The organism is Sulfitobacter sp. 1A13368, from assembly GCF_043557275.1.
Taxonomy (GTDB): Bacteria; Pseudomonadota; Alphaproteobacteria; order Rhodobacterales; family Rhodobacteraceae; genus Sulfitobacter; species Sulfitobacter faviae.
In genome coordinates this window covers 182418-209368 of sequence record NZ_JBIFFR010000008.1, presented here as the reverse complement: position 1 = coordinate 209368, position 26951 = coordinate 182418, and the positions used below count along the sequence as shown (strand labels likewise).

Below are 26951 nucleotides of genomic sequence, written 5' to 3'. Positions count from 1 at the left end.
GACAAACAGATGGTCGAGATCGCCAAGGCCCTGTCGCGCGATGCGCGGGTGCTGATCATGGACGAGCCGACGGCGGTGCTGACCAAACGCGAGACCGATGTGCTGTTCAAACAGGTCGCGGCCCTGCGCGCGGCGGGGACGGCGGTCTTGTTCACCTCGCATAAGCTGGACGAAGTGGCCGAGATCTCGGACCATGTCACCATCATGCGTGACGGCGCGGTGGTGCAATCCAGCCCGACCTCTGAGATCACCGAAGATGAAATGGCCACCGCTATGGTGGGCCGCGATGTGTCCGACCTCTACCCCGCCAAACCCGGTGTGGAGGGGGACGCGCCAGAGGTGCTCTCGGTCGAAAACCTCAGCGTGCCGGGCTTTGCCAGCAATGTGTCCTTTTTGCTGCGACAGGGGGAGATCCTCGGGCTGGGTGGGCTTATCGGCTCTGGCCGGACCGAGGTGATGGAAGGCCTGGCCGCGCTGCGCCCGGCAAGTGCCGAGCGCGTCACCCTCTTTTGGGAGCCGGTACAGTTCAAGCGGCCAAGCGACGCGCAACAGGCCGGGCTGTGCTATCTGACCGAAGACCGCAAGCTGCGCGGTCTGCTGCTGGAACGCGGCATGCGTGAGAACCTGACCCTGCAAAACCTGCATAAATTCGGCGGCTTCCTGATCGACCGCAACGCAGAGGAAACCGCCCTGACCGAGGCCATTGGCGAGTTCGACATTCGCGCGGGCAGCCGTGATGTGCGCGTCGGCAATATGTCAGGCGGCAACCAGCAAAAGCTGCTGCTGGCCAAGCTCATGCTCTCTGAGCCGCGCATCCTGATCGTCGATGAACCCACCCGCGGCATCGACATCGGCACCAAGCAGCAAATCTATGCCTTCCTGCGCAAATTGGCCGATCAGGGCCACGCCATTATCGTGATCACCTCCGAGATGCCCGAACTCATCGGCCTTGCCGACCGCGTGATGGTTATGCGTTTGGGCGAGGTCAGCGGCACGCTGAACGCGGGCGAGATCACGGAAGACGCGATTGTCCGCCTCTCCATGGGGCTGAGCGCCGAACAAATGCCGATGACGGCCTAAGGAAACCGAAGATGACAGATGTAACCACACCTCAAACCAAAAGCTTCCGGATGCCGTCGATGTCTGTCCTCGGGCCGATCATCGCGCTGATCGTTCTGCTGCTGATCGGCACGGCCCTGAATTCCAACTTCCTGAGTGCGGCGAATATCACCAACGTCCTCGCCCGCTCGGCCTTTATCGGGATCATCGCGGTGGGCATGACCTTTGTCATCACCGCGGGCGGGCTTGACCTGTCGGTGGGGTCGATGGCGGCCTTTATCGCGGGGTTGATGATCTTGGTAATGAACGCCGCTTTACCGAGCCTCGGTGTCGGCGTGCCGATCATCCTCTTAGGCATGTTCACGGCCATCGTCGCGGGGCTGCTGGCGGGGCTGTTGAACGGCTTTTTGATCACCGCCCTTGGCATCGAAGCCTTCATCGTCACGCTCGGCTCCATGGGCATTTACCGCTCGCTGGTGACTTGGCTGGCGGATGGCGGCACCCTGTCGCTCGATTTCGGTCTGCGCAGTTTTTACCGGCCCGTCTATTTCGACGGCATTCTCGGGATCAGCTGGCCGATCATTGTCTTCGCGCTGGTGGTCATTATTGGTGAGATCATCATGTCGCGCAGCGTCTATGGCCGCCACTGCGCCGCCACGGGCTCGAACGAACATGTGGCGCATTATTCCAACGTGAACGTCAATCGCACCCGTCTGATCTCTTATGCCGCCTTGGGCATCTTGGTGGGCATCGCGACGATCATGTATGTCCCCCGCCTCGGCTCGGCCTCGGCCTCCACCGGGGTGCTGTGGGAGTTGGAGGCGATTGCCGCCGTCATCATTGGCGGCACCGTGCTCAAGGGTGGTTTCGGTCGGGTCTGGGGCACCGTCATCGGCGTGCTGATCCTCAGCCTGATCGGCAATATCCTGAACCTGACCGATTTCGTATCGCCCTATCTCAACGGCGCGATCCAAGGGATTATCATCATTCTCGCTGTGATCCTACAGCGCGAAAGGAAGACGGCGCTTTAAGCCGTAGTTGAACGCTTCATGGGAGGAGCAAATATGACATTTACCAAAACATTCATTGCCACGGCGCTGGCCACGGCTGTCGGCACCGCGGCCTTTGCGCAAGACACCAAAGTCATCGGCGTGTCGATCCCGGCGGCGACCCACGGCTGGGCGGGGGGCATGAACTTCCACGCCAAGGAAACCGTCGAACGTCTGGAAGAGGTCTATTCCGATCTCGACTTCGTTCTCGCCACCGCGTCGGACCCCGGCAAACAGGTGAACGACATCGAAGACATGGTCGCCACGCGCAACATCGACGCGCTAGTGGTGCTGCCCTTTGAATCCGACCCGCTGACCCCGCCGGTGCAAGCCGTGGCCGACAGCGGTGCATGGGTTACCGTGGTGGACCGTGGCCTCTCCGTTGAGGGCATCCAAGACCTTTACGTTGCGGGCGACAACAGCGGCTTTGGCAAGGTGTCGGGTGAATTCATGGTCCAGCAAATGCCCGATGGCGGCGACATCGTCGTGCTGCGCGGCATCCCCACCACCATCGACAACGAGCGCGTGGAGGGGTTCACCGCGGCGATCGAAGGCTCCGGCATCAATGTGCTCGACATGGAGCATGGCAACTGGAACCGCGACGACAGCTTCACCGTGATGCAGGATTTCCTGTCGAAATACCCCAATATCGACGCGGTTTGGGCCTCGGACGACGATATGGCGATTGGCGTGCTGGCCGCGATCGAAGCGGCAGGGCGTGACGATGTGAAATTCGTGCTCGGCGGGGCCGGTATGAAAGAGATGATCAAGCGTACTGCCGATGGCGATGAAATGATCCCGGCCAATGTGACCTACCCGCCGTCGATGATCGCCACCGCGATTGAGCTGACCGCCGTGGGCCTCACCTCCAACGCGCCGGTCTCGGGCACTTTCGTGATCGGCTCGGTGTTGGTGACACAAGAGAACGCGATGGATTTCTACTATCCCGACAGCCCGTTCTAATGGCCAAGGCCACCGGCAGCCTGCCGGTGGCTCCCTCTCATTTGTGAAGTAACGAGTACCGCATGACCTATCTCGGCTTGGACCTTGGCACCTCGGGCGTCAAAGCGCTTTTGATTGACGAAGGCCAACGGCCCTTGGCCGAGGGTCATGCCCCATTGGAGGTTCAGCGCCCGCACCCGATGTGGAGCGAGCAAGACCCCCATTCATGGATCACCGCCTGCGAGATTGCCATCGCCGAGGTCCGCGCCGCGGCCCCGGATGCATTCGCGGCGCTGCGCGGCATTGCCGTCTCGGGCCAGATGCACGGCGCCACGCTGCTGGATGCCAATGACCAGCCCCTGCGCCCGGCGATCCTGTGGAACGATGGCCGCGCCCATGCCGAATGCGCGGAACTGGAAGAACGCGCTGATTTTCGAGGGCTGGGCGGCAATATCGTCATGGCAGGCTTCACCGCGCCCAAGCTGCGGTGGGTGCAAAAGCATGAGCCCGAGATTTTCGCGCAAGTCCGCAAGGTCTTGCTGCCGAAGGACTATGTCGGCCTATGGCTGACGGGAGAGCATGTCTCGGAAATGTCCGACGCGGCGGGGACGCTCTGGCTCGACGTGGAAAAACGCGATTGGTCGGATGAACTGCTCGCCGCAACGGAGCTTAGCCGCGATCACATGCCGCGACTGGTCGAAGGCAGCGCGCGGGCGGGCGGGCTTCGGGCCGAGCTTGCCGCTCAGTGGGGTGTCGGCAACGTCACCGTCGCGGGCGGCGCGGGGGACAATGCCGCCACCGCCGTGGGGCTGGGGCTGGTGCAGCCGGGGCAGGGGTTTCTCTCGCTCGGCACCTCTGGCGTGCTTTTCACCGTGACCGACCGTTTCGCCAGCAACACCGCAAGCGCGGTGCATAGTTTTTGCCACGCGGTGCCGAAGACTTGGCACCAGATGGGGGTGATCCTATCGGCAACCGACGCTTTGGCATGGCTGGGACAGATCACGGGGCAAAGCCCGGCGGCGCTGGCGGGCATGGTTCAGGACCTGCAGCAGCCCTCCGCGATCACCTTCCTACCTTACCTCTCGGGCGAGCGGACGCCGCATAACGCCCCCGATGCCGCCGGGGCCTTCCACGGGCTACGCCGCGCGCATGGGTTGCCCGACATGGTTCAAGCGGTGATGGAAGGGGTCGGCTTCGCCTTTGCCGACTGCTGTCGCGCCCTCGATCACTGTGGTTCCTTGCCCGAACGGGTCTGCGTGGCGGGCGGCGGCAGCCAGTCGGAGACATGGTTGCAGATGATCGCCGACATCACCGGGCTGGCCCTCGACGTACCCGAAAGCGGTGCACAGGGCGCGGCGCTCGGCGCGGCGCGGCTGGCGATGCTGGGCTGTGGCGGGGCGGCAGAGGCCGAGGTGATCCGCCCCCCGAAGATACGCAAGAGCATCGCGCCCAACCCTGCGCTCACGTCAGCCTATGCGGAGCGCTATGCCAACTTCCGTGCGGCTTGGGAGCAGCGGCTGGCGCAGTAGGCATCAAGTGCAAGACCGGCAAGAAAAGGGGCGGCCATCACGCCGCCCCCCTCTCATCACATCCCGGCAATCACCTTGTCCAAAGTGGCGGGATAGTCACGCACCCGCACGCCGGTGGCGTTGTAGATCGCATTGGTGATCGCTGCCGCCGCGCCGCAGATGCCCAATTCACCGATCCCTTTGGCCTGTAGCGGGTTGGCCCAATCGTCCCGCTCTTCCAGCAGATCGATGGTCAGCTGCGGCACATCCGCGTTCACCGGGATGTGGTATTCCGCGAGGTTGTGGTTGGCCACATGGCCGTCACGTGGGTCAAAGGCCAGCTCCTCGGTCAGTGCGATGCCGATGCCAAAGGTCATGCCCCCCAGACATTGTGACCGTGCCGTTTTGGCGTTCAGGATCCGCCCGGCAGCAAAGGTGCCATGCATCCGCCGCACCCGCGTCTCGCCCGACGCGGCATGCACCGCGACCTCGGCGAAATAGGCCCCGAAGGTGGCCTGCCGCACTGCCTCAGAAGTATCGCCGGGCTGGACGTGACCCACTTTGGCAATCTCATCCCCGTTCAGGATATCGTTCAGGCTGCGGGTCTGGTTGTCAAAGGTCGCCATGCCGTCCTTGAGCATGAGATCGCCTTCCTCCACCTCCAGCCTTGCGGCGAGCTGTCTGCGGATCGCCTCGCAGGCCAGATAGACCGAGGTGCCGCTCGACGACGCGCCCCACGACCCGCCGGAACCAGATGCCGGGGGCAGGGTGGTATCGCCCAAGACCACGTCGACCGCATCGCGTGGCAGACCCATCATATCGCCCGCGATTTGGCCCAAGATCGCATAGGTGCCGGTGCCGATATCGGTCATATCCGTTTCGACCCGCAGGCGGCCATCGGGCATCAGCGTCACGCGGGCTTGGCTCTCCATCAACACGTTCACCCGCGCGGCAGAGGCCATGCCATAGCCGATCAGCCATTCCCCCTCGCGCCGCTCCTTGACGCCGGGGCGGTCGGCCCAGCCGAATGTCTCGGCCCCGCTGTCGAGCGCCTCTCGGAAACGGCGAGAGGAGAACTCCTTGCCGCTTTCGGGGTCCTTCTCGGGGATGTTGCGGCGGCGAAGCTCGACAGGGTCCATGCCGATCTTCTCGGCTAGTTCATCCATCGCGCCTTCGAAAACGGTGACGCCCACCGCCTCGCCCGGCGCGCGGACGGAGCCTGCGCAAAGCCGGTGCACCCGCGCCAAATCCATCGACATCTTGCGGTTCGCCCCGGCATAGAGGAAATGCGACGCCTGCAAGACCGGCTCGGCAAAGCTCTCTCCGGGCAGGTTGGACACCCGCGCGTCATGGCCCAGCCCGGTCAGCCGACCTTCGGCATCAGCGGCAAGGCGCACCCGCTGCGTGGTCTCGGACCGGCGCATCGTCGCCTCATAGACCTGCTGGCGGTGCAGCGCGACAGAGACCGGGCGGCCCACCTCTTTCGCGGCAATCGCCGCCGCGACCGCCTCGGGCGCGATGCCGAGTTTTGACCCGAAGCCGCCGCCGACATAGGGCGACAGGATGCGCAGCCGGTCAGGGTGGATGCCCAAGGCATCGGACAGCTCATTGCGGTTGTATTTCAGCATCTGATAGCTGCCGCGCAGGGTCAGGTCTTCCCCGTCCCATGAGGCGATGGAGGCATGCGGCTCCATCGGGGTGCTGGAATGCGACGGGGTGGTATAGGTTACATCGACCGAGAAAGCAGCCTGAGCCATAGCGCCGTCCAGATCGCCCTGATCCAAGGTCTTCGCCTCCTGCGGCTCAACCGCTGCGGTGGCGGGATCGACCGGCATGACCTCGCCATTCTCCAACGCCACCTTCAGCGATTGCGCCGCATGGCGGGCCTGTTCGAATTCTTCGGCGACGACCACCGCGATCAACTGGCCGAGGTAGGCGGCCTGATCCGGCCCCTGTATGGGTGCTTGGTTCGCGGTGCCTTGGGCCGGATTGCGCAGCAGGCGCGGGTCTTGGACCACGGCCAAGACCCCCGGCATTTGCGCCACGTCATCGCGGTTGGCCAAGACCACCCGGCCGCTATTGCCCGGCGCGCGGACCATGACGCCATGCACCATGCCCTCGACCTGCCATTCATTGGCATAGGTCGCCGTTCCGCTCACCTTCAGCGGCCCCTCCGGACGGTCCAGCGGCGCGCCGACAAGCCCCTGCGCCATATCGTCCAACCTGCGGGCGGTGGCAGGCGCATCCATCTTGAATTGCTCGGTCATTGCTGAGCCTCCGCGGTAAGTTCGTTCAGCACCGACACCAGCGTGCGGCGGGCGAGGGGGATTTTGAAATCATTCGCGCCATAGCCTTTGGCCTCGGCCAGCAGCAAATCGGCGGCTTTGTTGAAAAGGTCTTCCGAGGGCGCGTTGCCGGTCAGCAGTTCCTCCACCTCGGCATTGCGCCACGGTTTCGGCGCCAGCCCGCCAAAGGCCAGATCGGCACGGGTGATCCGCCCGTCTTCGATATCCACGATCCCTGCGACCGAGACGAGGGCAAAGGCATAAGAAGCCCGGTCCCGCACCTTGCGGTAGGTCTGTTTGCCATCCACCGGCGCGGGCAGCACCACGGCGGTGATCAATTCGCCGGGCGTGAGCACGGTCTCTAGATCTGGCCGCTCTCCGGGCAGCAGGTAAAGCTCATCCAGCGTCAGGCGGCGAGTGCTGCCGTCCTCCTTCAGCGTCTCCACCTCGGCCCCAAGCGCCCGCATGGCCACGGCCATGTCGCTGGGATGGGTGGCGATGCAATGCTCCGAGGTGCCCAAGACGGCGAGGATACGGTTAAACCCCTCCTTAGCCGAACAGCCCGTGCCTGGCTCGCGTTTGTTGCAGGGCATGGCGCGGTCGTAGAAATACAGGCACCGCGTGCGTTGCAGCAGATTGCCGCCCGTTGTCGCCTTGTTGCGCAACTGTCCGCTGGCCCCGGCCAGCAACGCACGGCTCAGCACGGGCCAGCCCTTGCGCAGACGGGCGTCATTGGCCAGATCGCTGTTGGTCACCAAGGCCCCGATGCGCAGCCCGCCGTCTTCGGTCTCTTCGATCTCGCCAAGGTCGAGCCGGTTGATGTCGATCAGCGCCTCGGGGGTCATGACCTCCAGCTTCATCAGGTCCAGAAGGTTGGTGCCCCCGGCAATGAAGGTGCCACCGCTGGCCGCTAGCCGCGCGGCGGCCTCTGTATTCTCGGCGCGGGTATAGTCGAATGGTCTCATGCGCTTTCTCCCGCCGCTTTGCGGATCGCCTCGACGATGTTGGGATAGGCCGAACACCGGCAGAGGTTGCCGCTCATCCGTTCCGAGATTTCTTCCGTCGTCAGCGCGGGCTTGCCGCTCAGGTCATCGGTAACATGGCTGGGCCAGCCCTCTGCGATCTCTTCCAGCATCGCGGTGGCCGAGCAGATTTGCCCCGGCGTGCAATAGCCGCATTGGAACCCGTCTTCGCTGACAAAGGCTTCTTGCAGCGGGCTGAGGTTCCCGGGCGCTCCGATGCCTTCGATGGTGGTCACCTCATCGCCGTCATGCATACAGGCCAATGTCAGGCAGGCGTTGATCCGGCGGCCATTCACCATGACCGTGCAAGCGCCGCATTGCCCGTGATCGCAGCCCTTCTTGCTGCCGGTCAGTCCAAGATGGTGGCGCAGCGCATCCAGCAGCGTCGTGCGGGGATCGAGATCCAGCCGCTGCTTCGTGCCATTGATGGTCAGATTCGTTTCCACGGCAATTTCCTTTGGCTAAATGGGGGCGGAGGAGCGGCCCCCTCCGGCTATCGGCTGCCTCGGGACGTAGGGCGGTACGGATGAGCGGCAAGCGGATGTGCTGGTGGAGCTGGGGCAGCGCACATTAGCAACATAATCATGATTACGAGACTTTTGGCTACGCAGCGGCGCGTCCAACCGCCGCCCCCTCTGGCCGCTTGGCGCAAAGCCGATTAGAAGCGAGGGCGAAACCGCGGGAGCGAACCGTTGCAAAAGATCACATTGCCCGAAAGACCCGACTGGCGCGCCCATGCGCAAGAGGTCGGCTTTACCTTTGCTGATATGCATGGCGAGCCCTATTGGGACGAAACCTCGGCCTATGCGTTCTCCCTCACCCAGATCGAGAATGACATCGAAGACCCTTCGACCGAGCTTCACGCCATGTGCCGCGAGGCCGTGACCGAGATCATCGCCAGCGAAGAGTTGATGACCCGGCTCGCCATTCCAGATGCCCACCGCGATCTTGTGGCCGACAGCTGGCGCCGGGGCGATCCTGAGATCTATGGCCGTTTCGATCTGGCCTATGACGGCACAAACCCGGCCAAGCTTTTGGAATATAACGCCGACACGCCGACCTCGCTTTACGAAAGCGCGGCCTTCCAGTGGCAGTGGCTTGAGGACCAGTTGAAAGCAGGCCTGTTGCCCGAAGGCACGGATCAGTTCAACGGCATCCATGAGGCGCTGGTCGCCCGCTTTGGCGATGTCTTCGAGCAGGACAGCGATCTGCATTTCACCGCCGTGGCCGACAACCCCGAAGACTACGGCACTGTCGAAGCCATGGGCTGGGCCGCCCGCGAGGCGGGGCTGGGCGCGCATTACTGCGATCTCGACAAGATCGGGCTGAGCGACGATGGCCATTTCCTTGATGATCAAGACCGCCGCATTGCCGTTCTGTTCAAACTCTACCCTTGGGAAGACCTGCTGCGCGACGACTACGCCGCCCATATCCAAGGCTCGGGCTGTCTGTTTCTGGAGCCTGCCTGGAAAGCGCTTTTGTCAAACAAGGGTCTTCTGCCCGTGCTGTGGCAGATGTTCGAAGGCCACCCCAATCTTCTGCCCGCGTTTTTCGAGGCTGATGTGGCCGATGCGCTCGCCGGGCGCGGCCCCGCCGCCCCCGCCTGCGCCGAGGCCTTTGACCGTGCCGCCGCGGATCTGGCAGCAGCGCATGTGCGCAAGCCGATCCTCTCGCGGGAGGGGGCGTCGGTCACGATCCACCAGTCCGGCAAGGTGATCGAACAGTCGCAAAACTCTGATTACGCCGAACATCCGCGCATCGTGCAGGCCTATGCCCCGCTGCCCACCTTCGACGGCTTTCGCCCGGTGATCGGCTCTTGGATCGTGGGCGAGACCTGCGCGGGCATCGGCATCCGCGAAGACCGATCGCGCATCACGCAGGATTTGTCACGCTTCAAACCGCACTACATTCTGGCATAGCCCACCGCTCCGCCGCCCTTGGCAGAAAGACAACCATCATGACCAAACGCTCGAAACGGGTTTCCATCGCCATTGTCGGCGCCGCCGCCTTTACCCTTGCTGGCTGTGAGGAGGAAAAGGTCGACGCCGCCGCCTTTCCCGACCTGCAAAGCTGTCTTGCCGATGCCGAACGTGGCGGGATGTACAGCGAACAGGAATGCGAAACCGCCTTTGACGCAGCGCAAACCCTCCATGTGGAATCCGCGCCACGCTACGACAGCCTTGAGGTCTGCGAAGAGCAGCATGGCGAAGGCGCTTGCGGCTCGGAAGAGGCGGCGACCCAAGGCGGATCGGGTGGCATCTTCATGCCTTTGCTGGCGGGCTATCTGATCGGCAATATGATGAGCAACCGCGCCGGCATGGCGGCGGCGCAGCCGCTTTACAAAACCTCCGATGGGCGCTTCACCAATGCCGCGCGCTCCAGCACCTATTCGACAAATCGCGGCGCGGCCAAGCTCAGCACCTCGCAATTTACCCGCCCCAGCACCACCATCGGCAAAACCCCGATGACCCGCGCCACCGCCGCATCGCGCGGCGGCTTTGGCCGCTCTGGCGGATCGCGCGGCTTTGGTGGCTGATCGGCGCTGACGCCTTACTTGCGGCGCAGCACCGCTGCGGCAAAGATCACGATTGCCAGCGACAGCACCGCCACCGCCCAGAAGGGATCGTTGCCATGGGGATGCACATGCGCGCCCTCATGCGCTGCCAACGGTGCGGCAAAGGTGGCGAGGGCGAATGTCAGTTTCTTCATCTCGATCTCCTTGATCTATCAGGGTGGACCGGGCGGCCTCAGGCCAGCCCCAGAATCTCACGCGCCTGCTGCGCGGTGGCGACAGGGCGACAGGCCTCTGCGCAGATCTCCGCCGCGCGGGTCACGAGGGCGGCATTGGAGGGGGCGAGGGTCTGTTTGTCCAGCCGGATGTTGTCCTCCAGCCCCGTCCGCAGATGGCCCCCCGCGGCGGCGCACCATGCGTTCAACTCGGCCTGATGCCGCCCGATCCCGGCGGCGCACCACGGGATATCGCCGAAGAGCCGTTTGACGGTTTTGATATAGAAATCAAAAACCTCCCGATCCGCTGGCATGGCGTTTTTCACGCCCATGACGAATTGGATATAGGGCCGGGCCGGGATCTTGCCCGCCTTCGCCATCGCCTTGGCCTGTAGGATGTGGCTGAGGTCAAAGACTTCGATCTCGGGCAGCACGCTATAGGTCATCATCTCTTCCGCCAGCCAGTCGACAAGCTCGGGCGGGTTCTCATAGACGCGGTTGGGAAAGTTGTTCGACCCCACCGAAAGCGAGGCCATATCGGGCCTCAGCGGCAGCATCCCGCCGCGGTTCTTGCCCGCGCCCGAACGCCCACCGGTCGAGAATTGCACGATCATGCCGGGGCAATGTTCCCGCAGCCCCTCTTGCAACCGCGCAAAACGGTCGGGGTCCGCCGTGGGGGTGCCATCGGCGGTGCGCACATGGGCATGGCAGATCGTCGCCCCGGCCTCGAACGCGGCATGGGTGCTTTCGATCTGTTCGCTAATGTCGATCGGCACCGCCGGGTTGTCGGCCTTGGTTGGCAGCGATCCGGTGATGGCCACGCAGATGATGGCAGGAGTATCGGTCATGGGTGTCCTCGGCTTTCTGGAAAATCAATCGGCGCTGTCGCGGGCAAGGGCGATGACACGGCGGAGGACTTGCTCCGTCGGGCCTGAGCTCTCCGCCTCGGGCCAGTCGTAGAACCCCTTGCCGCTGCGCTTGCCAAGATGCCCCCGCTCGACCAATGCGGTGAGACTGGGCGAAGGGTCATGCCGGTCGCAAAGGTCCGGGTAGAGGTATTCGGCGATGCTCAGATGGGTGCCCAGCCCGTTCAAATCGCGCTGGCGGAACGGGCCGAAAAGCGCCATGCGCACGCCGACGGACCATTGCACGATCTCGTCGATCTCCGCCGGGCTGGCGACCCCTTGGTCCACCAGATGCAGGCATTCGCGCATGATGGCATGCTGAATGCGATTGGCCACGAAACCGGGCGGCGCGTTATTCAGCCGCACGGGCCGCCGCTCCAACCCGCGCAGCAGGGTCATGACCTCGGCACAAAGCCCTTCGGGCGCGTCTTGGGCTGCGACGACTTCGACGGCGGGGATCACATCGCCGGGGTTGAAGAAATGCGTGATCACGGCGCGTTCGGGCCGGGCCATATCCGCCGTCATCGCTTCCAACCTCAGGCCTGAGGTGTTGGACAAGATCGGCGCACCCTCCGGCACGGCCCCTTCCAAAGCGGCGAGCACACGGCGTTTCAGCGCGAGGTCTTCCGGCACGCATTCCAATGCAACATCGGCCTGCCCTGCCTCCTCCAAGGCAGCGGAGGCGGTCGCCCCCGGCACCGTGGCCAAAAATGCCTCCCGCGCGGCCTCGGTCGGGTCGACCGCTTGGACCGTCCAGCCGTGCTGGGCAAAGAGCCTGCCGATGGATTGGCCCATCGTGCCCGCCCCCACGATGATGATGCCTTTGGCCATGTGATCCCCCTCCCGGATATCAGTTGTTTACTTATCACCAGAGCGTAGTGATAAGTAAACAGCAAATAGGAAAAAGGATGCCGCCCCGTGACCCAAGACCCCTCTCCGCGCCATGCGCTCGTCACCGGCGGGGCGCGCAACATCGGCCTCGGCATCGCGCGCAGGCTGCGTGAGGACGGCTGGCGTGTCTTCGTGCTGGATATCGAAGCCCCCGAAGACCCCGCGCTTCGGGCGGATGCGCAGCGGGTGGATCTGACGGACATCGTGGCGACCACGGCTGCCCTCCAACACATCCTCGCGCAGGGACCGGTGACCTGTCTGGTCAATAACGTCGGTATCGTGAAGCCCGCATCCTTCGACACCGTCGACCTCGACGATTTCGACCCCATCATGCATCTGAACCTGCGCCCCAGCATTCTGACGGCGAAACTGGTCGTGCCGGGAATGCGCGCGGCGGGGGCTGGGCGGATCGTGATGAACACCAGCCGCGTGACCAAGGGCAAGATCGACCGCACGCTCTATTCCGCGAGCAAGGGCGCGATCCAGTCAATGGCGCGGACTTGGGCGCTGGAACTGGCGCGCGACGGGATCACCGTGAACTGCGTCGCCCCCGGCCCCATCGCCACCACCGCCTTTTGGGAGAACAACCCCGAAGATGCGCCAGAAACCCGCGCCATCGTCGATGCGGTGCCGATGGGCCGCATGGGCACGCCCGAGGATGTGGCGCAGGCGGTGGCCTTTTTCGCCGATGCCCGCAGCGGTTTCATCACCGGGCAAACGGTCTTTGTCTGTGGTGGCACGGCGGTCGGGTAATCAGCCCTCGGCCTCCAATGCGTCGAGCAGCCTGCGCAGGACCGGATTGCTTGGGTCGCGCAGATAGGCCAGCCCGATCCGGCTTTGAACCTTTGCATCGCGGATCGGCAGGAAGGACACGCCCGCATCCTTCATCCGCGCGGCGGAGGCGGGGACGAAAGCCACCCCGAGACCCGCCGAGACGAAGTTTACGATGGCGGTGAACTGCGGCGCGCGATGGGCCACGCGGGGGGCGAAACCGGCATCGGCGCAGAGTTGATAGGCGCAGGCGGCAAAGCCCATGTCGGGGCCAAGGTGGCTGAAGATGAAACTCTCCTCGCGCAGCGCCGCCATGGCAACGGAAGGCACCTCGGCAAGGCGGTGATCGGGCGGCACAGCCAGCAGGATATCCTCGGTATGAACCGTGCGGGTGGCCAAATCCTCTGGCACGCCGGAAAGCGGCAGGCGCACGAAACCCGCGTCGAGCCTGCCCGCCACGATCTCGGCGATTTGCAGGTCCATGTCCAACTCGCGCAGGATCAGATCCACCTCTGCCGCGCCCGCGCGCAACTCGCGCAGGAGCCGCCCGAGGATCCCCGCGTAGGAGGCCGAGCCGACATAGGCCAATTCGATCCGCCCGCGCTGGCCGTTGCGCGCCGCTTCGGCCAATGCCTCGACCCGCCGGGCCTGTTGCAGCAGGGCACGGGCCTCGGGCAGGAGCGATCTGCCGAAGTCCGTCAGCATCACCCGGCGGCGGTTGCGGTCAAAGAGAAGCTCACCGCCAAAGGCGGTTTCGAGATGTTTCAGCTGCTGCGTCAGCGCCGGTTGCGCCACGCCGAGCGCGGCTGCCGCTTGACCGAAATGCAGCGTTTCCGCGATGGCGACGAAGACCTCATACTGGCGCAACGTGGCGGTGAGTGGCGTTTCCATGCGGCCCCCTGAACTGACGTCAGAGGGTTTTCACACGCGGGCCGGTGATAAGCAAGTTAGATCACTGGCCCCTACCCCTCCGCCGCGCGGGCGCGGCTGCGGCGGGCGTGCAGGGTCTCGGCCTCAGCCAGATCGTCGCTTTCGACCTTAACCGTCTCATGCCCACCGGGGCGCCGTGCGCGCTTGCGCCGAAGCGGCCCGCTGTCATCGCTTTCCCGTGGGAGGATCAGCCGGTCGACAAGACTGCGGCGGAGGCCGAGGGTCGAGGTCAGATCGAAGACCCGGGCGGCGACCGCCTCAGCCTCTTGCGGTTGCACCAGCAACTCAAGCCGCGTGACGGGGCGGGATTTCTTGCCCTGCCCGCTGAGCATCATGAGATCGACCACGCCCTCCATCTCGCGCAACCGATCCACCGCCGCGCCCAATTCTTCGCCCGTCATATCGTCGATATCGCAGGCGAATTGCACGAGACTGTCCTGCGCGATGCCCGCCGCGCCGGTGTCAAAAACGCTCACGCGCAGGATATTCGGCAGGCCTTTCATCACCCGCATCCCCGCGCCCGATCCGGTACAGCGCAGCCGCCCCGGTGGACGGCTGGCAATGGGGCTACCGCAGGTAAGATGGGCAAGGATCGCGGCCCCCGTGGGCGTCACCCGCTCGCCCGGCACGCCGTCGTCATGCCAATCGTAACCCTGCAAGATCAGCGCCGTGGCGGGCGCGGGCACCGGCAGTTTGCCATGCGCCGTTTCGACCAGCCCGCCGCCGAGGGGCAGTGCTGCTAGCGAGACGGTCGCCCCCGCCAGCGCGGCGCAGATGCTGCCCGCGGCGGTCACATCCATCAGCGCGTCCCAATCCGCGATCTCGTGGAAATGCACCCGGTCGAGGGGGATGTCATGCACCTGCGCTTCGGCCTCGGCGATCCGGTGAAGGATGGCGCAGGCGGCCTCCGCCGTGCCCTCCGACAGCGCTGCGTTCTCTAGCAAGTTGCGCATGGCGCGATAGGTCGTCTCGGCCCCGTGCCGCCTGCCGGCGTCGGGTGCTGTCAGCACCAGCTCAAACCGCCGCGAGGTAATGCCCGAGGCGACATGTTCGCTCAGTTCCGCATGGCCCACCTCGGCGGGGAGGACGGCGGCGACATCGGCCAAGGCGTGCTCGGCCAGATCGGGGAAGGCATGCAACATCGCCGCGATGAACATATCCCCCGCCGCCCCGCCTACGGGGTCGAGGTGTAGGTGAAGCCCCTGCCCCCGCATCAATGTCCCTCCGGCCAAGGGTTGCGCAGCAGGCCGCCGTCGAACTGCATCTCATGCAGGTCACCGATCACCTCAAGCCCCGGGCGGTCGCGCAGTTCCGGCAGCATCGCCTCAGAGGCATAGAGATACTCAAGCTTCAGCGTATTGGGGATGCGCAGCAGCCGGACCTTGGTGATATCCTCGGCCCCGCAGGTCTTGACCGCCGTCTGGATCGCGGTGCGGTCGCAGGGCATGACCATCGGGATTTTCGACTGTTTCAACACCTGCGAGGTGATGGCATTGGCATAGACCGCCTCGCGGTCGAAATCCTGCTCCAACCGCTGCGTGATCACATCCGCCCGCGCCGCGCCATTGCCGTTGCCATTGCTGCGCGGCGACAGGCCAAGCGCCACCAGCCGCGAGATATGCAGATGGACCTGCATCTTCTCGCTCGAAAACCGATGGGTGATATTGGGGTCCATCCCGGTGCCTGAGAACTCCTTGCCGATCTCATCCACAACCAGCACATCCAGATCGCCCGAGGCCGAAGGCGCATCCAGCGGCCCCAGCGGCAGGCGGGGCATGTTGCGCATCGCCTCTTGCAGATAGGGGGCTTCGGCCTCCAGCATCCCGTCGCTGTCAAGCGCCACGACTTGCGCCAGCCCGTCATAGGCATTCTCGATCGTGCCGATGCCGAACAGCACCTTGCAGCGTTCCAGCTTCATGCGCGCCATTTTGGCCACGAAGATGCCGACGTTGTCGATCCCGCGCGAATGGCAGGTTTCGGCCCCCGATTGCTTGCCCAACCCGATCGAGAGCATCTTGGCCAGCCCGCTTTCGTTTGGCGCGCGGAAAGAGGTATGCGGCTTGATCCGGTTGAACAGGATGATCCCATCGGCGGCATTGGCGTGGCGGTCCATCCGCACCGACATGCCGTTGTCGAGCACGCCGATCTCATCGGTTTCCATCGAAGAGCGGATTTCGCAACCGAGGCTCTCTTCGGTCACGCCCAGTTTCGCCAGCAGCGCGGTCTGCCCCTCTGCGGTGGCGCCGCCGTGGCTGCCCATGGCGGGCGCGACGAAGGGATGCGCCCCGCGCGCGCGGACCTCGGCCACGATGGCGGCCAGCAGTTCCGGCAGGTTCGCCAGCCCGCGGCTGCCTGCGGTGATGGCGATGGACATGCCCGGCTTGATCTTGCCTGCGCAATCGGCCTGCATCGCCTCTGCCACGGCGGCGCGCGGGTCGTCGATCTGGGTTGCGGCAAAGGTCTGACGGCAAAGCGCCATGCGCGGCAGCGGCGTATCCTCGACCAGTTTCACATAGTTCGGTTTCATCTGCGCTGTCCCCTTCGACATCTGTTACCCCGTGACCCCAATCGGCCAAGGCGCGAATTCCTCTTCGCCCACGCCGAGCGCTTCGGATTTGCTTTGCTCGCCCGAGGCGATGGCGAGGATGCGCTCGAAAATCGTTTGCCCCAATTCCTCTAGGCTTTGGTCGCCGTCGATCACGGTGCCGCAGTTGATGTCCATATCGTCCTGCATCTTGGTAAACATCGGCGTGTTGGAAGCCAGTTTGATCGTTGGTGACGGGTAAGAGCCAAAGCAAGACCCGCGCCCGGTGGTAAAGCAGATCAGGTTCGCGCCCCCCGCGATCTGCCCTGTGGCCGAGACGGGATCGAAGCCGGGCGTATCCATGAAGACCAGCCCCTTTTGCGTCACGGGTTCGGCATAGCGGTAGACCTCCATCAGCCCCGTGCTGCCGCTTTTCTTGGCCCCGCCGAGCGATTTTTCCAGCACATTTGCCAGCCCGCCGGCCTGATTGCCGGGGCTGACCACGCCGTTGATCTGCGTGTCGCGGCCCTTGGTATAGTCCAGCCACCAATCCATGCGTTCGACCAGCTTGCGCCCCACCGCTTCACTGCAGGCGCGCCGGGTCAGCAGGTGTTCGACGCCAAAGATCTCGGGCGTTTCCGAAAGGATCGCCGTGCCGCCGTTGCGCACGAGGATATCCGCCGCCGCCCCCAGACCGGGGTTGGCCGAAAGCCCCGAAAGCCCGTCCGACCCGCCGCATTGCATCCCGATGGTGATATGTTCCGCCGAACAGGGCACACGCCGGACGGCATTGGCCTGATCCAGCATTTCGCGCACCGCTTCTTTGCCTTCGGCAATCGCGCGGGCCGTGCCGCCGACATGTTGCATGGTGACGCAGCGCAGCATCTTGCCCTCGGCCAACCCCTCCTCTTCAAAGAACTGGGCGAGGTTGTTGCGCTCACAACCCAGCGACAGGACCACGGCACCGGCCAGATTGGGGTGGCGGATATAGCCCGAGAGCGTGCGGCGCAGCAGGTCCATCGGCTCGCCCGTAAGCTCCATTCCGCAGCCGGATTCGTGGATGAAGGGGATCACCCCGTCGACATTCTCCCATGCCTCCATCCGCTCTTCGTCGAAGTAATTGGCGATCTTGCGCGCCACGGTGGCCGAGCAATTCACGGTGACGAAAAGCCCGATGTAGTTGCGCGTGCCCACCCGGCCATTGGCGCGGCGGATGCCCATGAACTGCGCGCGCTCTTGCGGTGGCAGCAGCTTGGTCGGGGTATAATCGCGGGCAAAGGCATAGTCTTTGTCAACCGCGTCGAACTTGATGTTATGGCTGTGCAGCCAATCGCCTGCGGCGATCTCTTCTGCGGCATAGCCGATCACCGTGTCGAATTTCAGGATCGGTGCGCCGCGTTGGATCGGGCGGATCGCGATCTTGTGACCTTGGGGCGTATCATGGTTGGCACGCAGCCCGTCTTGCGGCAATACCGCGCCACGGGGAACCGCCGCGGTTGCCACGACCACGTTATCCGTCGGTGACAGCAGCATCACCTTTGCGCGTCTGTCCTCTTGCATGGTCTGGCTGTCCATCGGATGCTCCCCTCCCTCGGGTGTCGAAAAAACCGCTTCGGTAAGATGTCATTAACTGATATATTAGATTTAACAGCTATGGAAGAGCCCGCATGACCGCATCGAAGAAACCCGCCGCGCAGAGCGCACAGACCCTTGCCAAAAGCATCCTTGGCGGTGGGGCCGACTTGGGTCTGTTTGAGGGCGGGCCGACGGGGCGCGGGGTTTACGCCACGCTGCGCGATCAGATCGTAAGGCTCGACCTGCCGCCCGGCACACCGCTGTTGCGTGCCGAACTGGCCGAGACCCATGGCGTCAGCCTGACGCCGCTGCGCGATGCGCTGCAACAGCTGGCCAAAGAAGGGCTGGTCAAGATCTACCCGCAATCGCGCACGCTTGTCACACCGATCGACATGTCGGCAATCCGCGAGGCGCAGTTCATGCGCATCGCGCTTGAGACCGAAGTCGTGCGCCGTTTGGCCGATGAGATCGCGCCCGAAGCCCTCACCCGACTGCGCAGCATCGTCGCCTTGCAAAGCAGCATCTCGGACCAACCCGGCGATGTGCCGACTTTTCAGGAGTTGGACGAGGTGTTTCACCAGACCCTCTTCGTGGCGGCGGGTCATGTGCAGAGCCAGCGCATCATGCGCAGCCATGCGGGCCATTTGGAACGCCTGCGCCGCCTGCATCTGGACGACATTGACGAGGCGGGACGCATTCTGAACAACAAGGACGTGATCGGCGGCCACAGCCGCATCCTCGACGGGATCGAAGCGGGCGATGCGCCCGCGGCGATGGAGGCGCTGCGCCAGCACCTACAACGCACTGTCGACCGGATGACCGAGAAACGGGCGGCTTTCCCGGAGTATTTCACCCCGGAAAAGCCCTAACTCAGCGGTTGTTGGCCTTGCGCCACGCGGCGAACTTATCAAGGTTCTCTTGCTTGGTGCCGGGGTAGAGCCCGATGATCCCGGCGCCATCCTTGACCTGCTCCACCACGAAATCCTCATAGGCGGTCATCTCGACGGCCTCTTCGGCCACCTCTTCGGCGATATCCGCGGGGATGATGATCACGCAGTCGTCGTCGCCCACCACGATATCACCGGGAAAGACCGGGGCATCGCCGCAGCCCACGGGGCAGTTGATTTCAATCGCCTCATGCAGCGTCAGGTTCGTGGGGCTGGAGGGGCGCGCGTGATAGGCGGGGATCTCAAGCGCGCCGATGGTCGCCGCATCGCGCAGGCCCCCGTCGGTCACCACACCCGCCGCGCCGCGCATCATCAGCCGTGTGATCAGGATGTCACCGGCACTGGCGGCCCGAGCATCCTTGCGGCTGTCCATCACCAGCACATGGCCCTCGGGGCAGGTCTCGATCGCGACGCGCTGCGGATGCTCGGGATTGCGGAATTCGACCAGTTGGTTGCGGTCTTCGCGGGCGGGCATATAGCGCAGGGTAAAGGCGGGGCCGACCATGTTGCGCCCCTTGGCGGTAACCGGGCCGACGCCCTGTACCACCTGATTGCGCAGCCCGCGCTTGTACAGCGCCGTCGCCAAAGTCGCGACCGAGACCGCTTGGAGTTTCTCGCGTAGTTCGGGGCTCATGCCGCCTCTCCCTTCAGTTGATTGTCTTTCACGAATTGATCCAGCACCGCCTGCTGCTGTTCCGTCAGCGGCCATGCGGAAGGCGGGCGCGTGGGGCCGCAATCCTGTCCGATGGCCATGAGAGCCGCTTTGACGCCGGTGACATTGGTGCCGTTATGCTCTTCCGCGCGGATGTCCTCAAAGGCGCGCATCCCGGCGATGAGGCGGTTCGCTTCGCCGTAGTCGCCTGCGTCGAGTGCCGCGTGGATGGCGACCGAGCGCTCGGGCCAGACGTTGATTAGACCCGAGGTGAAGCCCCGCGCCCCCACGGCATAGAGCGGCGGCGCCCAGACCTCGGCCAGACCGCCGACCCAGACGATGTCTTTCGGCGCCGCTTCGATCGCGCGGGCAAGGTTCAAGGGGTTCGGCGTGGCCCATTTGACGCCCTTCACCCCGTCGACCTCGCACAGCCGCGCGATGCCCTCGGGCCCCATCGCGTCATTGCGCAGGTACAGCATCACCGGCAGCCCGCCCGAGGCATCCCGCACCGCGCGCACATAATCGACCGTACCGCGGGGGGAGACGAAGGGATCGGGCGGTTGGTGGATCATCAGCGCATCCGCCCCCGCCTCGGCGCTTGCCTTGGCCAGCGCACAGGCATCGCGAATGCCGCGCCCGACCCCCGCAAGCAGCGGCGCGCGGCCATCGACCATCTGCGCCACCTCGCGCACCATGGTGCAGGCCTCATCATTGGTCAGCGCGTAATATTCGCCGGTATTGCCGTTCACCACCGGGATATGCACCCCGGCGGCAAGCGCGCGGTCAATGATCGGCGCCAGCTTGCGCGGCGCGATCTCTCCGCCCGCGTCATAGGGCGTCACGAGGATGCCCGAAATGCCGGTAAGCGCTTTCGAAAGATCATGTGTCATTGCCAGCCCCTCTCAGAAGATATCCGGCTCACCCGCCGCTTGGCCGAAGGCCGCGGTGAGGTAGTCAAAGTCGCAGCCCTGATCGGCCTGCCCCACATGACGCTGGAACATATAGCCCCAGCCCCGCTCAAACCGTGGCTCGGGCGCTTTCCACGCAGCGCGGCGGGCGGCGAGTTCGTCCTCAGCCACCAACATGTCGAGGGTCCGCGCCTCAAGATCCATGCGCACGATGTCGCCCGTTTTCAGCAGCGCCAGCGGCCCGCCCACGAAAGACTCCGGCGCGACATGCAGGATGCAAGCGCCGTAAGAGGTGCCCGACATCCGCGCATCCGAGATCCGCAGCATGTCGCGGTGCCCCTGTTTCAGCAGCGCTTTCGGCATCGGCAGCATCCCCCATTCCGGCATCCCCGGCCCGCCCTGCGGTCCTGCGTTGCGCAGCACCAGCACATGGTCGGGCGTCACATCGAGGTTTTCGTCGTCGATGGCGGCCTTCATCTCGGGGTAGCTGTCAAAGACCAGCGCCGGGCCTTCGTGGTGGTGGAACTTCGGATCGCAGGCCGCCGGTTTGACCACCGCGCCATTGGGGCAAAGGTTGCCCTTGAGCACGGCAAGCGAGCCTTCCTTATAGACCGGGTTCGACAGGGGCCGGATCACGTCGTCATTATAGACAGGCGCATTCGCGATCCCCTCCTCCAGCGGTTTGCCGGTGCAGGTGATGGCCGACCGGTCAAGCTTGTCGCCCAACTGGTCCATCAGCGCCCGCAGCCCGCCCGCGAAATAGAAATCCTCCATCAGATATTCGCTGCTACCCAAGGGGCGGATATTGGCGATCAGCGGCGTGATACGGCCCAGAGCGTCGAGATCGCTCAACTCCAGCGCCACACCGGCGCGGCGCGCCATGGCCAAGAGATGCACCACCGCATTGGTCGAACAGCCCGTCGCCATGGCCACCGTCGCCGCGTTTTGCACGGCGGCGGGTGTGATGATCTTGTCGGGCGTCAGGTCCTCCCACACCATATCGACAATGCGCCGCCCGCAAGAGGCGCTCATCCGTTTGTGCCCCGCATCCGCAGCGGGGATCGAGGTCGCCCCAGGCAGGGTCAGCCCCATCGCCTCGGCAATCGCCGTCATGGTGGAGGCGGTGCCCATCGTCATGCAATGCCCGTAGGACCGCGCAATGCCGCCTTCGACGCCGACCCATTCCTCGGCCGAGATCGTGCCTGCGCGGCGTTCGTCCCAGAACTTCCAGGCGTCCGAACCAGAGCCAAGCGCCCGGCCCGCGTAATTGCCCCGCAGCATCGGGCCTGCGGGCAAGAAGATGAACGGCACGCCTGCGCTGATCGCCCCCATGGTCAGACCGGGCGTGGACTTGTCACAGCCGCCCATGAGCACCACGCCATCGAGCGGATGCGAGCGAATCGTCTCCTCGGTCTCCATCGCGATCATATTGCGGTAGAGCATCGAAGTCGGCTTGGTGAAACTCTCGTCGATCGAGATCGTCGGTATCTCAAGCCCCAGCCCCCCGGCCTGCGCGATTCCCTTCTTCACGTCCTCCGCACGGTCACGAAAATGAAGGTGGCAGGGGTTCATCTCGGACCAAGTGTTCAGGATGCCGATCACCGGGCGGCCTTCCCAATCCTCGGGGCCCAGACCCATCTGCATCATGCGCGACCGATGGCCAAAGCTGCGCAGATCGTCGGGGGCGAACCAGCGCGCGCTGCGCAGCTGATCGGCGGTTTTCTTGGTCTCGGTCATGGATTCCTCGCCAGCTAAAACATCATCACAAAAAGGTTGGAAAACACATCTTGCTCGAACTGATATATTACCGTATCACCCCAATTGTCGATACCATTTGAGGGAGGAGCCGCGAAAATGTCGGGAAAACCACTGAAACAAACGCTCCGCCCCGGCAGCCGCCTGCCGGGCTTTTGGCTCTCGCTCTGTTCCCCTACGATGACAGAGATTGCGGCGGGCAGCGGCATCGACTGGCTGCTGCTCGATATGGAACATGCGCCCAACGACCTGAGCCAAATCACCGACCATCTGCGCGCGGCAGGCAGTGCCAATCCCGATGCGCAGATGATCGTGCGCATGCCATCCTCGGACCAGACGATGACCAAACGGCTGCTGGATATCGGCGTGCGCAACCTGATGTTCCCGATGATCCAAACCGCCGAGGCCGCCCGCCAAGCCGTATCATGGACCCGCTACCCGCCCGAAGGGCTGCGCGGCATCTCGGCCACGATCCGCGCCAATGATTACGCGCGGCAAACCGATTACCTCAGCACCTATGCAGAGGCGCAATGCGTGATCGTGCAGGTCGAAACCCCCGAAGCGGTGGCCGAAATCCCCGCCATTGCCGGCGTGCCGGGGGTCGATGCGATCTTTATCGGGCCGGGGGATCTCTCCTCCGCGATGGGCCATACCGGCAACCCGATGCACCCCGATGTTCAAGAGAAGATCCGCGAGGCGGTCGAGGCCATCCATGCCGCCGGGCTGCCTGCGGGCATCCTCGGCTATGGAGCCGATCTTGCGCAACGGTACTTTGATGAGGGTATCGAATTCGTCGCGATCGCGGGCGACGCTTGGCTGCTCACGCGGCAGATGGATGCGCTGGTGCAGACCATGGCGCAGCCCTCCCCCACTTTGACACAGCAAACCCATAAGGATTGATCATGACCGCGGACAGCAAGAGATTTCACCCCCACGGCAAGCATCTGATCGCCGGCGAATGGGTCGGCGGCGGAGAGACCTTCGCCAATTCCCCCGCCACCGGCGAAAGCGACCAATTCCAAAGCGGCACCCCGGCCCATGTCGACCGGGCCTGCCAAGCGGCGGAGGAGGCCTTTTGGTCCTACGCCTATGCCAGCCGCGAGACCCGCGCCGCCTTCCTCGATACCATCGCGGATGAGATGGAGGCCCGTGCCGAGACCATTACCGAGATCGGCACCCGCGAATCCGGTCTGCCCGAAGCCCGTTTTCAGGGAGAGCGGGGGCGGACAACCGGGCAGCTGCGCCTCTTTGCCGATCACATCCGCAAAGGCGCGCATTTGGACCGGCGCGTTGACGGTGCCCTGCCCGAACGCCAGCCGATGCCGCGCCCCGATATCCGCATGATCCAGCGCCCCATCGGGCCGGTCGCGGTCTTTGGCGCATCGAACTTTCCGCTGGCCTTCTCCACCGCGGGCGGCGATACCGCCGCGGCGCTGGCGGCGGGCTGCCCAGTCGTGGTCAAAGGCCACTCCGCCCACCCCGGCACGGGGGAGATTGTGGCCGAAGCGATCCACGCGGCGATCCAGAAATGCGACATCCACCCCGGCGTCTTCTCTCTGATCCACGCCAACAGCCGCGAGGTGGGCCAGACGCTGGTGCAGCATCCGCTCATTAAGGCCGTAGGCTTCACCGGATCGCTCGGCGGGGGGCGCGCGCTCTTTGATCTCTGCGCCCAACGCCCCGAGCCGATCCCCTTCTTTGGCGAGTTGGGGTCGGTGAACCCGATGTTCGTTTTGGCCGATGCCACCCGCAATCGCGGCGCTGAGATCGGCGCCGGCTGGGCCGGGTCGCTGACCATGGGCGCGGGGCAGTTCTGTACCAACCCCGGCATTGCGGTCGTGGCCAAGGGGGCCGAAGGCGACGCATTCGTCGCCGCCGCGAAAGAGGCGCTGGAGCAGGTCGGCCCGCAGGTCATGCTGACCGACGGCATCGCCCAAGCCTACCGCGACGGCAAGGAACGCTTCACCGGGCGTAATGCCGTCCGCGCGCTGGTCAGCAACGACAGCGAAGGCCGCGCCGCCCAGCCGAACCTGTTTGAAACCGACGCCGATACCTACCTGCAAGACCACGCCCTTGGGGAAGAGGTTTTCGGCCCCTTGGGTCTGGTGCTGCGGGTGTCCTCGGGCGATGAGATGCAAGAGCTTGCCAAAGGGTTCGAGGGGCAATTGACCGCGACGGTCCAGATGGACGAAGGCGACACCGACGCCGCCAAGGCGCTGATGCCCATCCTTGAGCGCAAGGCGGGCCGGGTGCTGGTGAACGGTTTCCCCACCGGGGTCGAGGTTTGTGACGCCATGGTGCATGGCGGCCCCTACCCCGCATCCACCAACTTTGGCGCGACTTCCGTCGGCACCATGGCGATCCGGCGCTTCCCGCGGCCCGTGTCCTACCAAAACCTGCCCGAGGCGCTATTGCCCGAAGACCTGCGCGGGGCTTCGGCATGAGCGACGGGTTGATCGGCCCCGTCGCCGTGCTCGACGCGATGCCGCAGGACATGCAAGACAAGGTGCGCGGCTATGCCGAAGGGCTTGATCTGCGCTTTGCGGCCTCCTTCTCGGAAGCGGACTTTGCCGAAGCGGTAAAGGGGGCGGCCTATATCGTCCCACGCGGGCGGGGGCTTCCGGCTGAGGTCTTGCGGGGGGCCGATAGCGTGCGCCTCGTGCATCAGTGGGGCACGGGGTATGACAAAATCCCCTTGGATGTCGCGCGCGAGATGGGTGTTCCGGTCGCGCGCAGCCCCGGGGTCAACGCGCCTACCATCGCGGATCTGACCATCGGCATGATGATCGCCGCGCTGCGCCGCATCCCGCTGCATTACAACAACACCCGCGCGGGCAAATGGATCGTGCCCGAAATCGTCCCCGGGGCGCGGGATCTCAGCAGTCAGAAGGTCGGGCTGATCGGCTTTGGCGCCATTGGGCAGCTTGTCGCGAAACGGCTGACGGGCTTTGACTGTGAGGTGCTCTACTACCGCCGTTCGGGGCCAGCCGAAGGCACCAGCGCGCACTATGCCGAGCGCGATGAAATCCTTGAGACCTGCGATATCGTCAGCCTGCACATGCCACTGACCGATGCGTCACACCACACCATCGGGGCGGCGGAACTGGCGCGGATGAAATCGGATGCGCTTTTGGTGAACACCGGGCGCGGCGGGCTGATCGACGAGGCGGCCCTGATCGACACGCTGACCCACAAACGCATCGCCGGGGCGGCATTGGATGTCTTCACCCAAGAACCGGTGGAGCCGGACAACCCGCTGCTGCGTCTCGATAATGTCCTGCCGCTGCCGCATATCGGCGGCCATAGCGAGGACAACCTCAGGCGCATGGTCGGCCATTGGGCGGGCAACATCCGCGCCTTCCACGAAGGGCGCGGCATCGACGAGGCCTGCCTCGTGACCTGAAGGCTGCCCCGGCCTGACCACTCAGGCCGGGGCGCCGCTTACTTATCGAGCGGCACGGGCATCAGGATCTTATTGGTCTGGCTCACCAAATACCCCGCCTCGGCGCTTTTCTTGAGATAGACCTGCCACTCAGGATCCGCCGCCATCTGCGCCCGACGCGCGGCCCGGTCGGCGGCGTCCTTATAGGCCCAGATATGCACGAAGGAATTCACGTCCCCCGTCTCGACCTGCGCATAGATCACCGGCTCGCCCAAGATGCGGCGCTGCGCCGGAAAGCCGAATTCGGCATAGAGCGCGAGGTGTTTCTTGATCGTGCCGGGGCGGCAGCAATAGGTGCGGTGGTCGTAGATCATGGGGTGGTCTTTCTGCTTGCTTGGGTCATGCGATACCGGCGTGGTCGGTGATCCGGGCCCGCGCCTGCAACAGGTGATAGGCCATCGACACGCCTGCGACTTCGCTGTCGCCCGCGCGGATCGCTTCGAGGATTTCCCGATGTTCGCTGATCACCACGTCGATCCGCGCCTGAGATCCTTGGCGGGTCAGCTTTTGCGCCACGTCGATCCCCTGTTCGATCGAACCGCGGGCGCAATCGAGCATCTGGACGAAGACCTCGTTGCCCGACGCCGCCGCGATGGCGCGGTGGAACTGGTAATCAGCATCAAAGGAGGGGTCACGCGCCTGCATGGATGCCTCCAGCGTCTGCAAGGCTGCCTCGATCCGGGCGATGTCTTTGGGGCTGGCACGCTGCGCGGCCATGCGGGCGGTGGCCTTTTCGATCGTGATCCGCGCTTCCATCGCGCGCATCAGCCCGGCGACGGAACCCGCCGTGGCATATTCGATCAGCTTTTCCGAAGGCCGCCGCCGCACGAAGGTGCCCACGCCGCGCCGCGCCTCGACCAGACCGTCCTCCTGCAGCTTGCGCAGCGCCTCACGCACCACGGGGCGCGACACGCCAAAGGCGGTGGCGATCTGGTTCTCCGAAGGCAGCTTTTCCCCCTGCACCAGCTTGTTCGACACGATCTGCTCAAGGACCTGCCCGTAAAGCTGGTCGGCCAATGTCTGGCGTTTCTTGATCTTCAGTTTCGGTGCTGTCACCGG

26 protein-coding genes are annotated in these 26951 nt (G+C 64.5%); 11 read left to right on the top strand and 15 right to left on the bottom strand.

Annotated elements, in window-relative coordinates; all coding sequences use genetic code 11:
- The 4 genes from ACGYK4_RS16070 to xylB all read left to right on the top strand — a co-directional run.
- A partial coding sequence (locus tag ACGYK4_RS16070; protein ID WP_394457352.1) for a sugar ABC transporter ATP-binding protein occupies positions 1–1080 on the top strand: 1080 nt, incomplete at its 5' end.
- 11 nt (positions 1081–1091) lie between these two features.
- Positions 1092–2090, top strand: coding sequence for an ABC transporter permease (locus tag ACGYK4_RS16065; RefSeq protein ID WP_067263827.1), 999 nt, complete (start codon positions 1092–1094; stop codon positions 2088–2090).
- Between the two features lie 33 nt (positions 2091–2123).
- The gene (locus tag ACGYK4_RS16060; RefSeq protein WP_394457351.1) at positions 2124–3071 is read left to right on the top strand and encodes an ABC transporter substrate-binding protein; all 948 of its coding nucleotides are present in this window, start codon (positions 2124–2126) and stop codon (positions 3069–3071) included.
- 62 nt (positions 3072–3133) lie between these two features.
- The gene (gene xylB / locus ACGYK4_RS16055; protein ID WP_394457350.1) at positions 3134–4579 is read left to right on the top strand and encodes a xylulokinase; all 1446 of its coding nucleotides are present in this window, start codon (positions 3134–3136) and stop codon (positions 4577–4579) included.
- A gap of 56 nt (positions 4580–4635) precedes the next feature.
- Here the strand turns inward: xylB and ACGYK4_RS16050 are convergent, their stop codons facing one another.
- The 3 genes from ACGYK4_RS16050 to ACGYK4_RS16040 are packed head-to-tail and all read right to left on the bottom strand — an operon-like array spanning position 4636 to position 8311.
- Positions 4636–6825, bottom strand: coding sequence for a molybdopterin cofactor-binding domain-containing protein (locus ACGYK4_RS16050; RefSeq protein ID WP_394457349.1), 2190 nt, complete (start codon positions 6823–6825; stop codon positions 4636–4638).
- Positions 6822–7808, bottom strand: coding sequence for an FAD binding domain-containing protein (locus ACGYK4_RS16045; protein WP_394457348.1), 987 nt, complete (start codon positions 7806–7808; stop codon positions 6822–6824). Before ACGYK4_RS16045 ends, ACGYK4_RS16050 begins: the two co-directional genes overlap by 4 nt.
- Positions 7805–8311 carry a 2Fe-2S iron-sulfur cluster-binding protein gene (locus ACGYK4_RS16040; RefSeq protein ID WP_082852032.1) on the bottom strand — a complete coding sequence of 169 codons (507 nt, stop codon included), beginning with the start codon at positions 8309–8311 and terminating at the stop codon, positions 7805–7807. The genes ACGYK4_RS16045 and ACGYK4_RS16040 overlap by 4 nt, the downstream gene beginning before the upstream one ends.
- 246 nt (positions 8312–8557) lie before the next feature.
- Here ACGYK4_RS16040 and ACGYK4_RS16035 point away from each other — a divergent pair, with 246 nt between their 5' ends.
- Positions 8558–9784 (top strand): glutathionylspermidine synthase family protein, encoded by a 1227-nt coding sequence (locus tag ACGYK4_RS16035; protein ID WP_394457347.1) that lies wholly within the window; start codon positions 8558–8560, stop codon positions 9782–9784.
- A 38-nt stretch (positions 9785–9822) separates the two neighbouring features.
- Positions 9823–10401: a DUF1190 domain-containing protein gene (locus ACGYK4_RS16030; RefSeq protein WP_394457346.1), complete on the top strand. Its 579-nt coding sequence runs from the start codon at positions 9823–9825 to the stop codon at positions 10399–10401.
- Between the two features lie 14 nt (positions 10402–10415).
- Here the strand turns inward: ACGYK4_RS16030 and ACGYK4_RS16025 are convergent, their stop codons facing one another.
- From ACGYK4_RS16025 to ACGYK4_RS16015, 3 genes are read right to left on the bottom strand one after another with little or no spacing between them, the layout of a single operon-like run.
- Positions 10416–10574: a peptidase M23 gene (locus ACGYK4_RS16025; RefSeq protein ID WP_394431344.1), complete on the bottom strand. Its 159-nt coding sequence runs from the start codon at positions 10572–10574 to the stop codon at positions 10416–10418.
- A 38-nt stretch (positions 10575–10612) separates the two neighbouring features.
- Complete coding sequence (locus ACGYK4_RS16020) at positions 10613–11440, bottom strand: 3-keto-5-aminohexanoate cleavage protein (protein ID WP_394431346.1); 828 nt, start codon at positions 11438–11440, stop codon at positions 10613–10615.
- Positions 11441–11464: 24 nt separating this feature from the next.
- Positions 11465–12328: a 3-hydroxyacyl-CoA dehydrogenase NAD-binding domain-containing protein gene (locus tag ACGYK4_RS16015; RefSeq protein ID WP_394457345.1), complete on the bottom strand. Its 864-nt coding sequence runs from the start codon at positions 12326–12328 to the stop codon at positions 11465–11467.
- A gap of 87 nt (positions 12329–12415) precedes the next feature.
- On the opposite strand from ACGYK4_RS16015, the gene ACGYK4_RS16010 reads away from it, so the two are divergent.
- Complete coding sequence (locus ACGYK4_RS16010; RefSeq protein ID WP_394457344.1) at positions 12416–13141, top strand: SDR family NAD(P)-dependent oxidoreductase; 726 nt, start codon at positions 12416–12418, stop codon at positions 13139–13141.
- Here the strand turns inward: ACGYK4_RS16010 and ACGYK4_RS16005 are convergent, their stop codons facing one another.
- From ACGYK4_RS16005 to ACGYK4_RS15990, 4 genes are all read right to left on the bottom strand, one after another.
- Positions 13142–14050, bottom strand: coding sequence for a LysR family transcriptional regulator (locus tag ACGYK4_RS16005; RefSeq protein ID WP_394457343.1), 909 nt, complete (start codon positions 14048–14050; stop codon positions 13142–13144).
- 71 nt (positions 14051–14121) lie between these two features.
- On the bottom strand, positions 14122–15303 hold the full coding sequence (locus ACGYK4_RS16000; protein ID WP_394457342.1) for a LarC family nickel insertion protein: 1182 nt from the start codon (positions 15301–15303) through the stop codon (positions 14122–14124).
- On the bottom strand, positions 15303–16616 hold the full coding sequence (locus tag ACGYK4_RS15995; RefSeq protein ID WP_394457341.1) for a lactate racemase domain-containing protein: 1314 nt from the start codon (positions 16614–16616) through the stop codon (positions 15303–15305). Before ACGYK4_RS15995 ends, ACGYK4_RS16000 begins: the two co-directional genes overlap by 1 nt.
- Before the next feature lie 24 nt (positions 16617–16640).
- Positions 16641–18188, bottom strand: a complete 1548-nt coding sequence (locus tag ACGYK4_RS15990; protein ID WP_394457339.1) for a UxaA family hydrolase — start codon at positions 18186–18188, stop codon at positions 16641–16643.
- A gap of 92 nt (positions 18189–18280) precedes the next feature.
- Here ACGYK4_RS15990 and ACGYK4_RS15985 point away from each other — a divergent pair, with 92 nt between their 5' ends.
- Positions 18281–19057: a GntR family transcriptional regulator gene (locus ACGYK4_RS15985; protein WP_084729401.1), complete on the top strand. Its 777-nt coding sequence runs from the start codon at positions 18281–18283 to the stop codon at positions 19055–19057.
- A gap of 1 nt (position 19058) precedes the next feature.
- Here the strand turns inward: ACGYK4_RS15985 and ACGYK4_RS15980 are convergent, their stop codons facing one another.
- The 3 genes from ACGYK4_RS15980 to araD are packed head-to-tail and all read right to left on the bottom strand — an operon-like array spanning position 19059 to position 22432.
- Positions 19059–19769, bottom strand: a complete 711-nt coding sequence (locus tag ACGYK4_RS15980; protein WP_394431360.1) for a ribonuclease activity regulator RraA — start codon at positions 19767–19769, stop codon at positions 19059–19061.
- Positions 19766–20677, bottom strand: coding sequence for a dihydrodipicolinate synthase family protein (locus tag ACGYK4_RS15975; protein ID WP_073037906.1), 912 nt, complete (start codon positions 20675–20677; stop codon positions 19766–19768). Before ACGYK4_RS15975 ends, ACGYK4_RS15980 begins: the two co-directional genes overlap by 4 nt.
- Before the next feature lie 12 nt (positions 20678–20689).
- Positions 20690–22432, bottom strand: a complete 1743-nt coding sequence (gene araD / locus ACGYK4_RS15970) for an L-arabinonate dehydratase (RefSeq protein WP_394457338.1) — start codon at positions 22430–22432, stop codon at positions 20690–20692.
- A gap of 117 nt (positions 22433–22549) precedes the next feature.
- Here araD and ACGYK4_RS15965 point away from each other — a divergent pair, with 117 nt between their 5' ends.
- Genes ACGYK4_RS15965 through ACGYK4_RS15955 form a run of 3 tightly spaced genes read left to right on the top strand, consistent with a single transcriptional unit; the run spans position 22550 to position 25853 of the window.
- Positions 22550–23350, top strand: a complete 801-nt coding sequence (locus tag ACGYK4_RS15965; RefSeq protein WP_394457337.1) for an HpcH/HpaI aldolase/citrate lyase family protein — start codon at positions 22550–22552, stop codon at positions 23348–23350.
- Between the two features lie 2 nt (positions 23351–23352).
- Complete coding sequence (locus tag ACGYK4_RS15960) at positions 23353–24894, top strand: aldehyde dehydrogenase (NADP(+)) (RefSeq protein ID WP_394457336.1); 1542 nt, start codon at positions 23353–23355, stop codon at positions 24892–24894.
- A complete protein-coding gene (locus ACGYK4_RS15955) occupies positions 24891–25853 on the top strand; it encodes a 2-hydroxyacid dehydrogenase (RefSeq protein WP_394457335.1) in 963 nt (320 codons plus the stop codon). The genes ACGYK4_RS15960 and ACGYK4_RS15955 overlap by 4 nt, the downstream gene beginning before the upstream one ends.
- A gap of 38 nt (positions 25854–25891) precedes the next feature.
- Here ACGYK4_RS15955 and ACGYK4_RS15950 read toward each other — a convergent pair whose 3' ends face one another.
- Both ACGYK4_RS15950 and ACGYK4_RS15945 read right to left on the bottom strand, forming a co-directional pair.
- A complete protein-coding gene (locus tag ACGYK4_RS15950) occupies positions 25892–26206 on the bottom strand; it encodes an NIPSNAP family protein (protein ID WP_394457334.1) in 315 nt (104 codons plus the stop codon).
- A 25-nt stretch (positions 26207–26231) separates the two neighbouring features.
- A complete protein-coding gene (locus tag ACGYK4_RS15945; protein ID WP_209219268.1) occupies positions 26232–26948 on the bottom strand; it encodes a FadR/GntR family transcriptional regulator in 717 nt (238 codons plus the stop codon).
- Positions 26949–26951 lie beyond the last annotated feature (3 nt).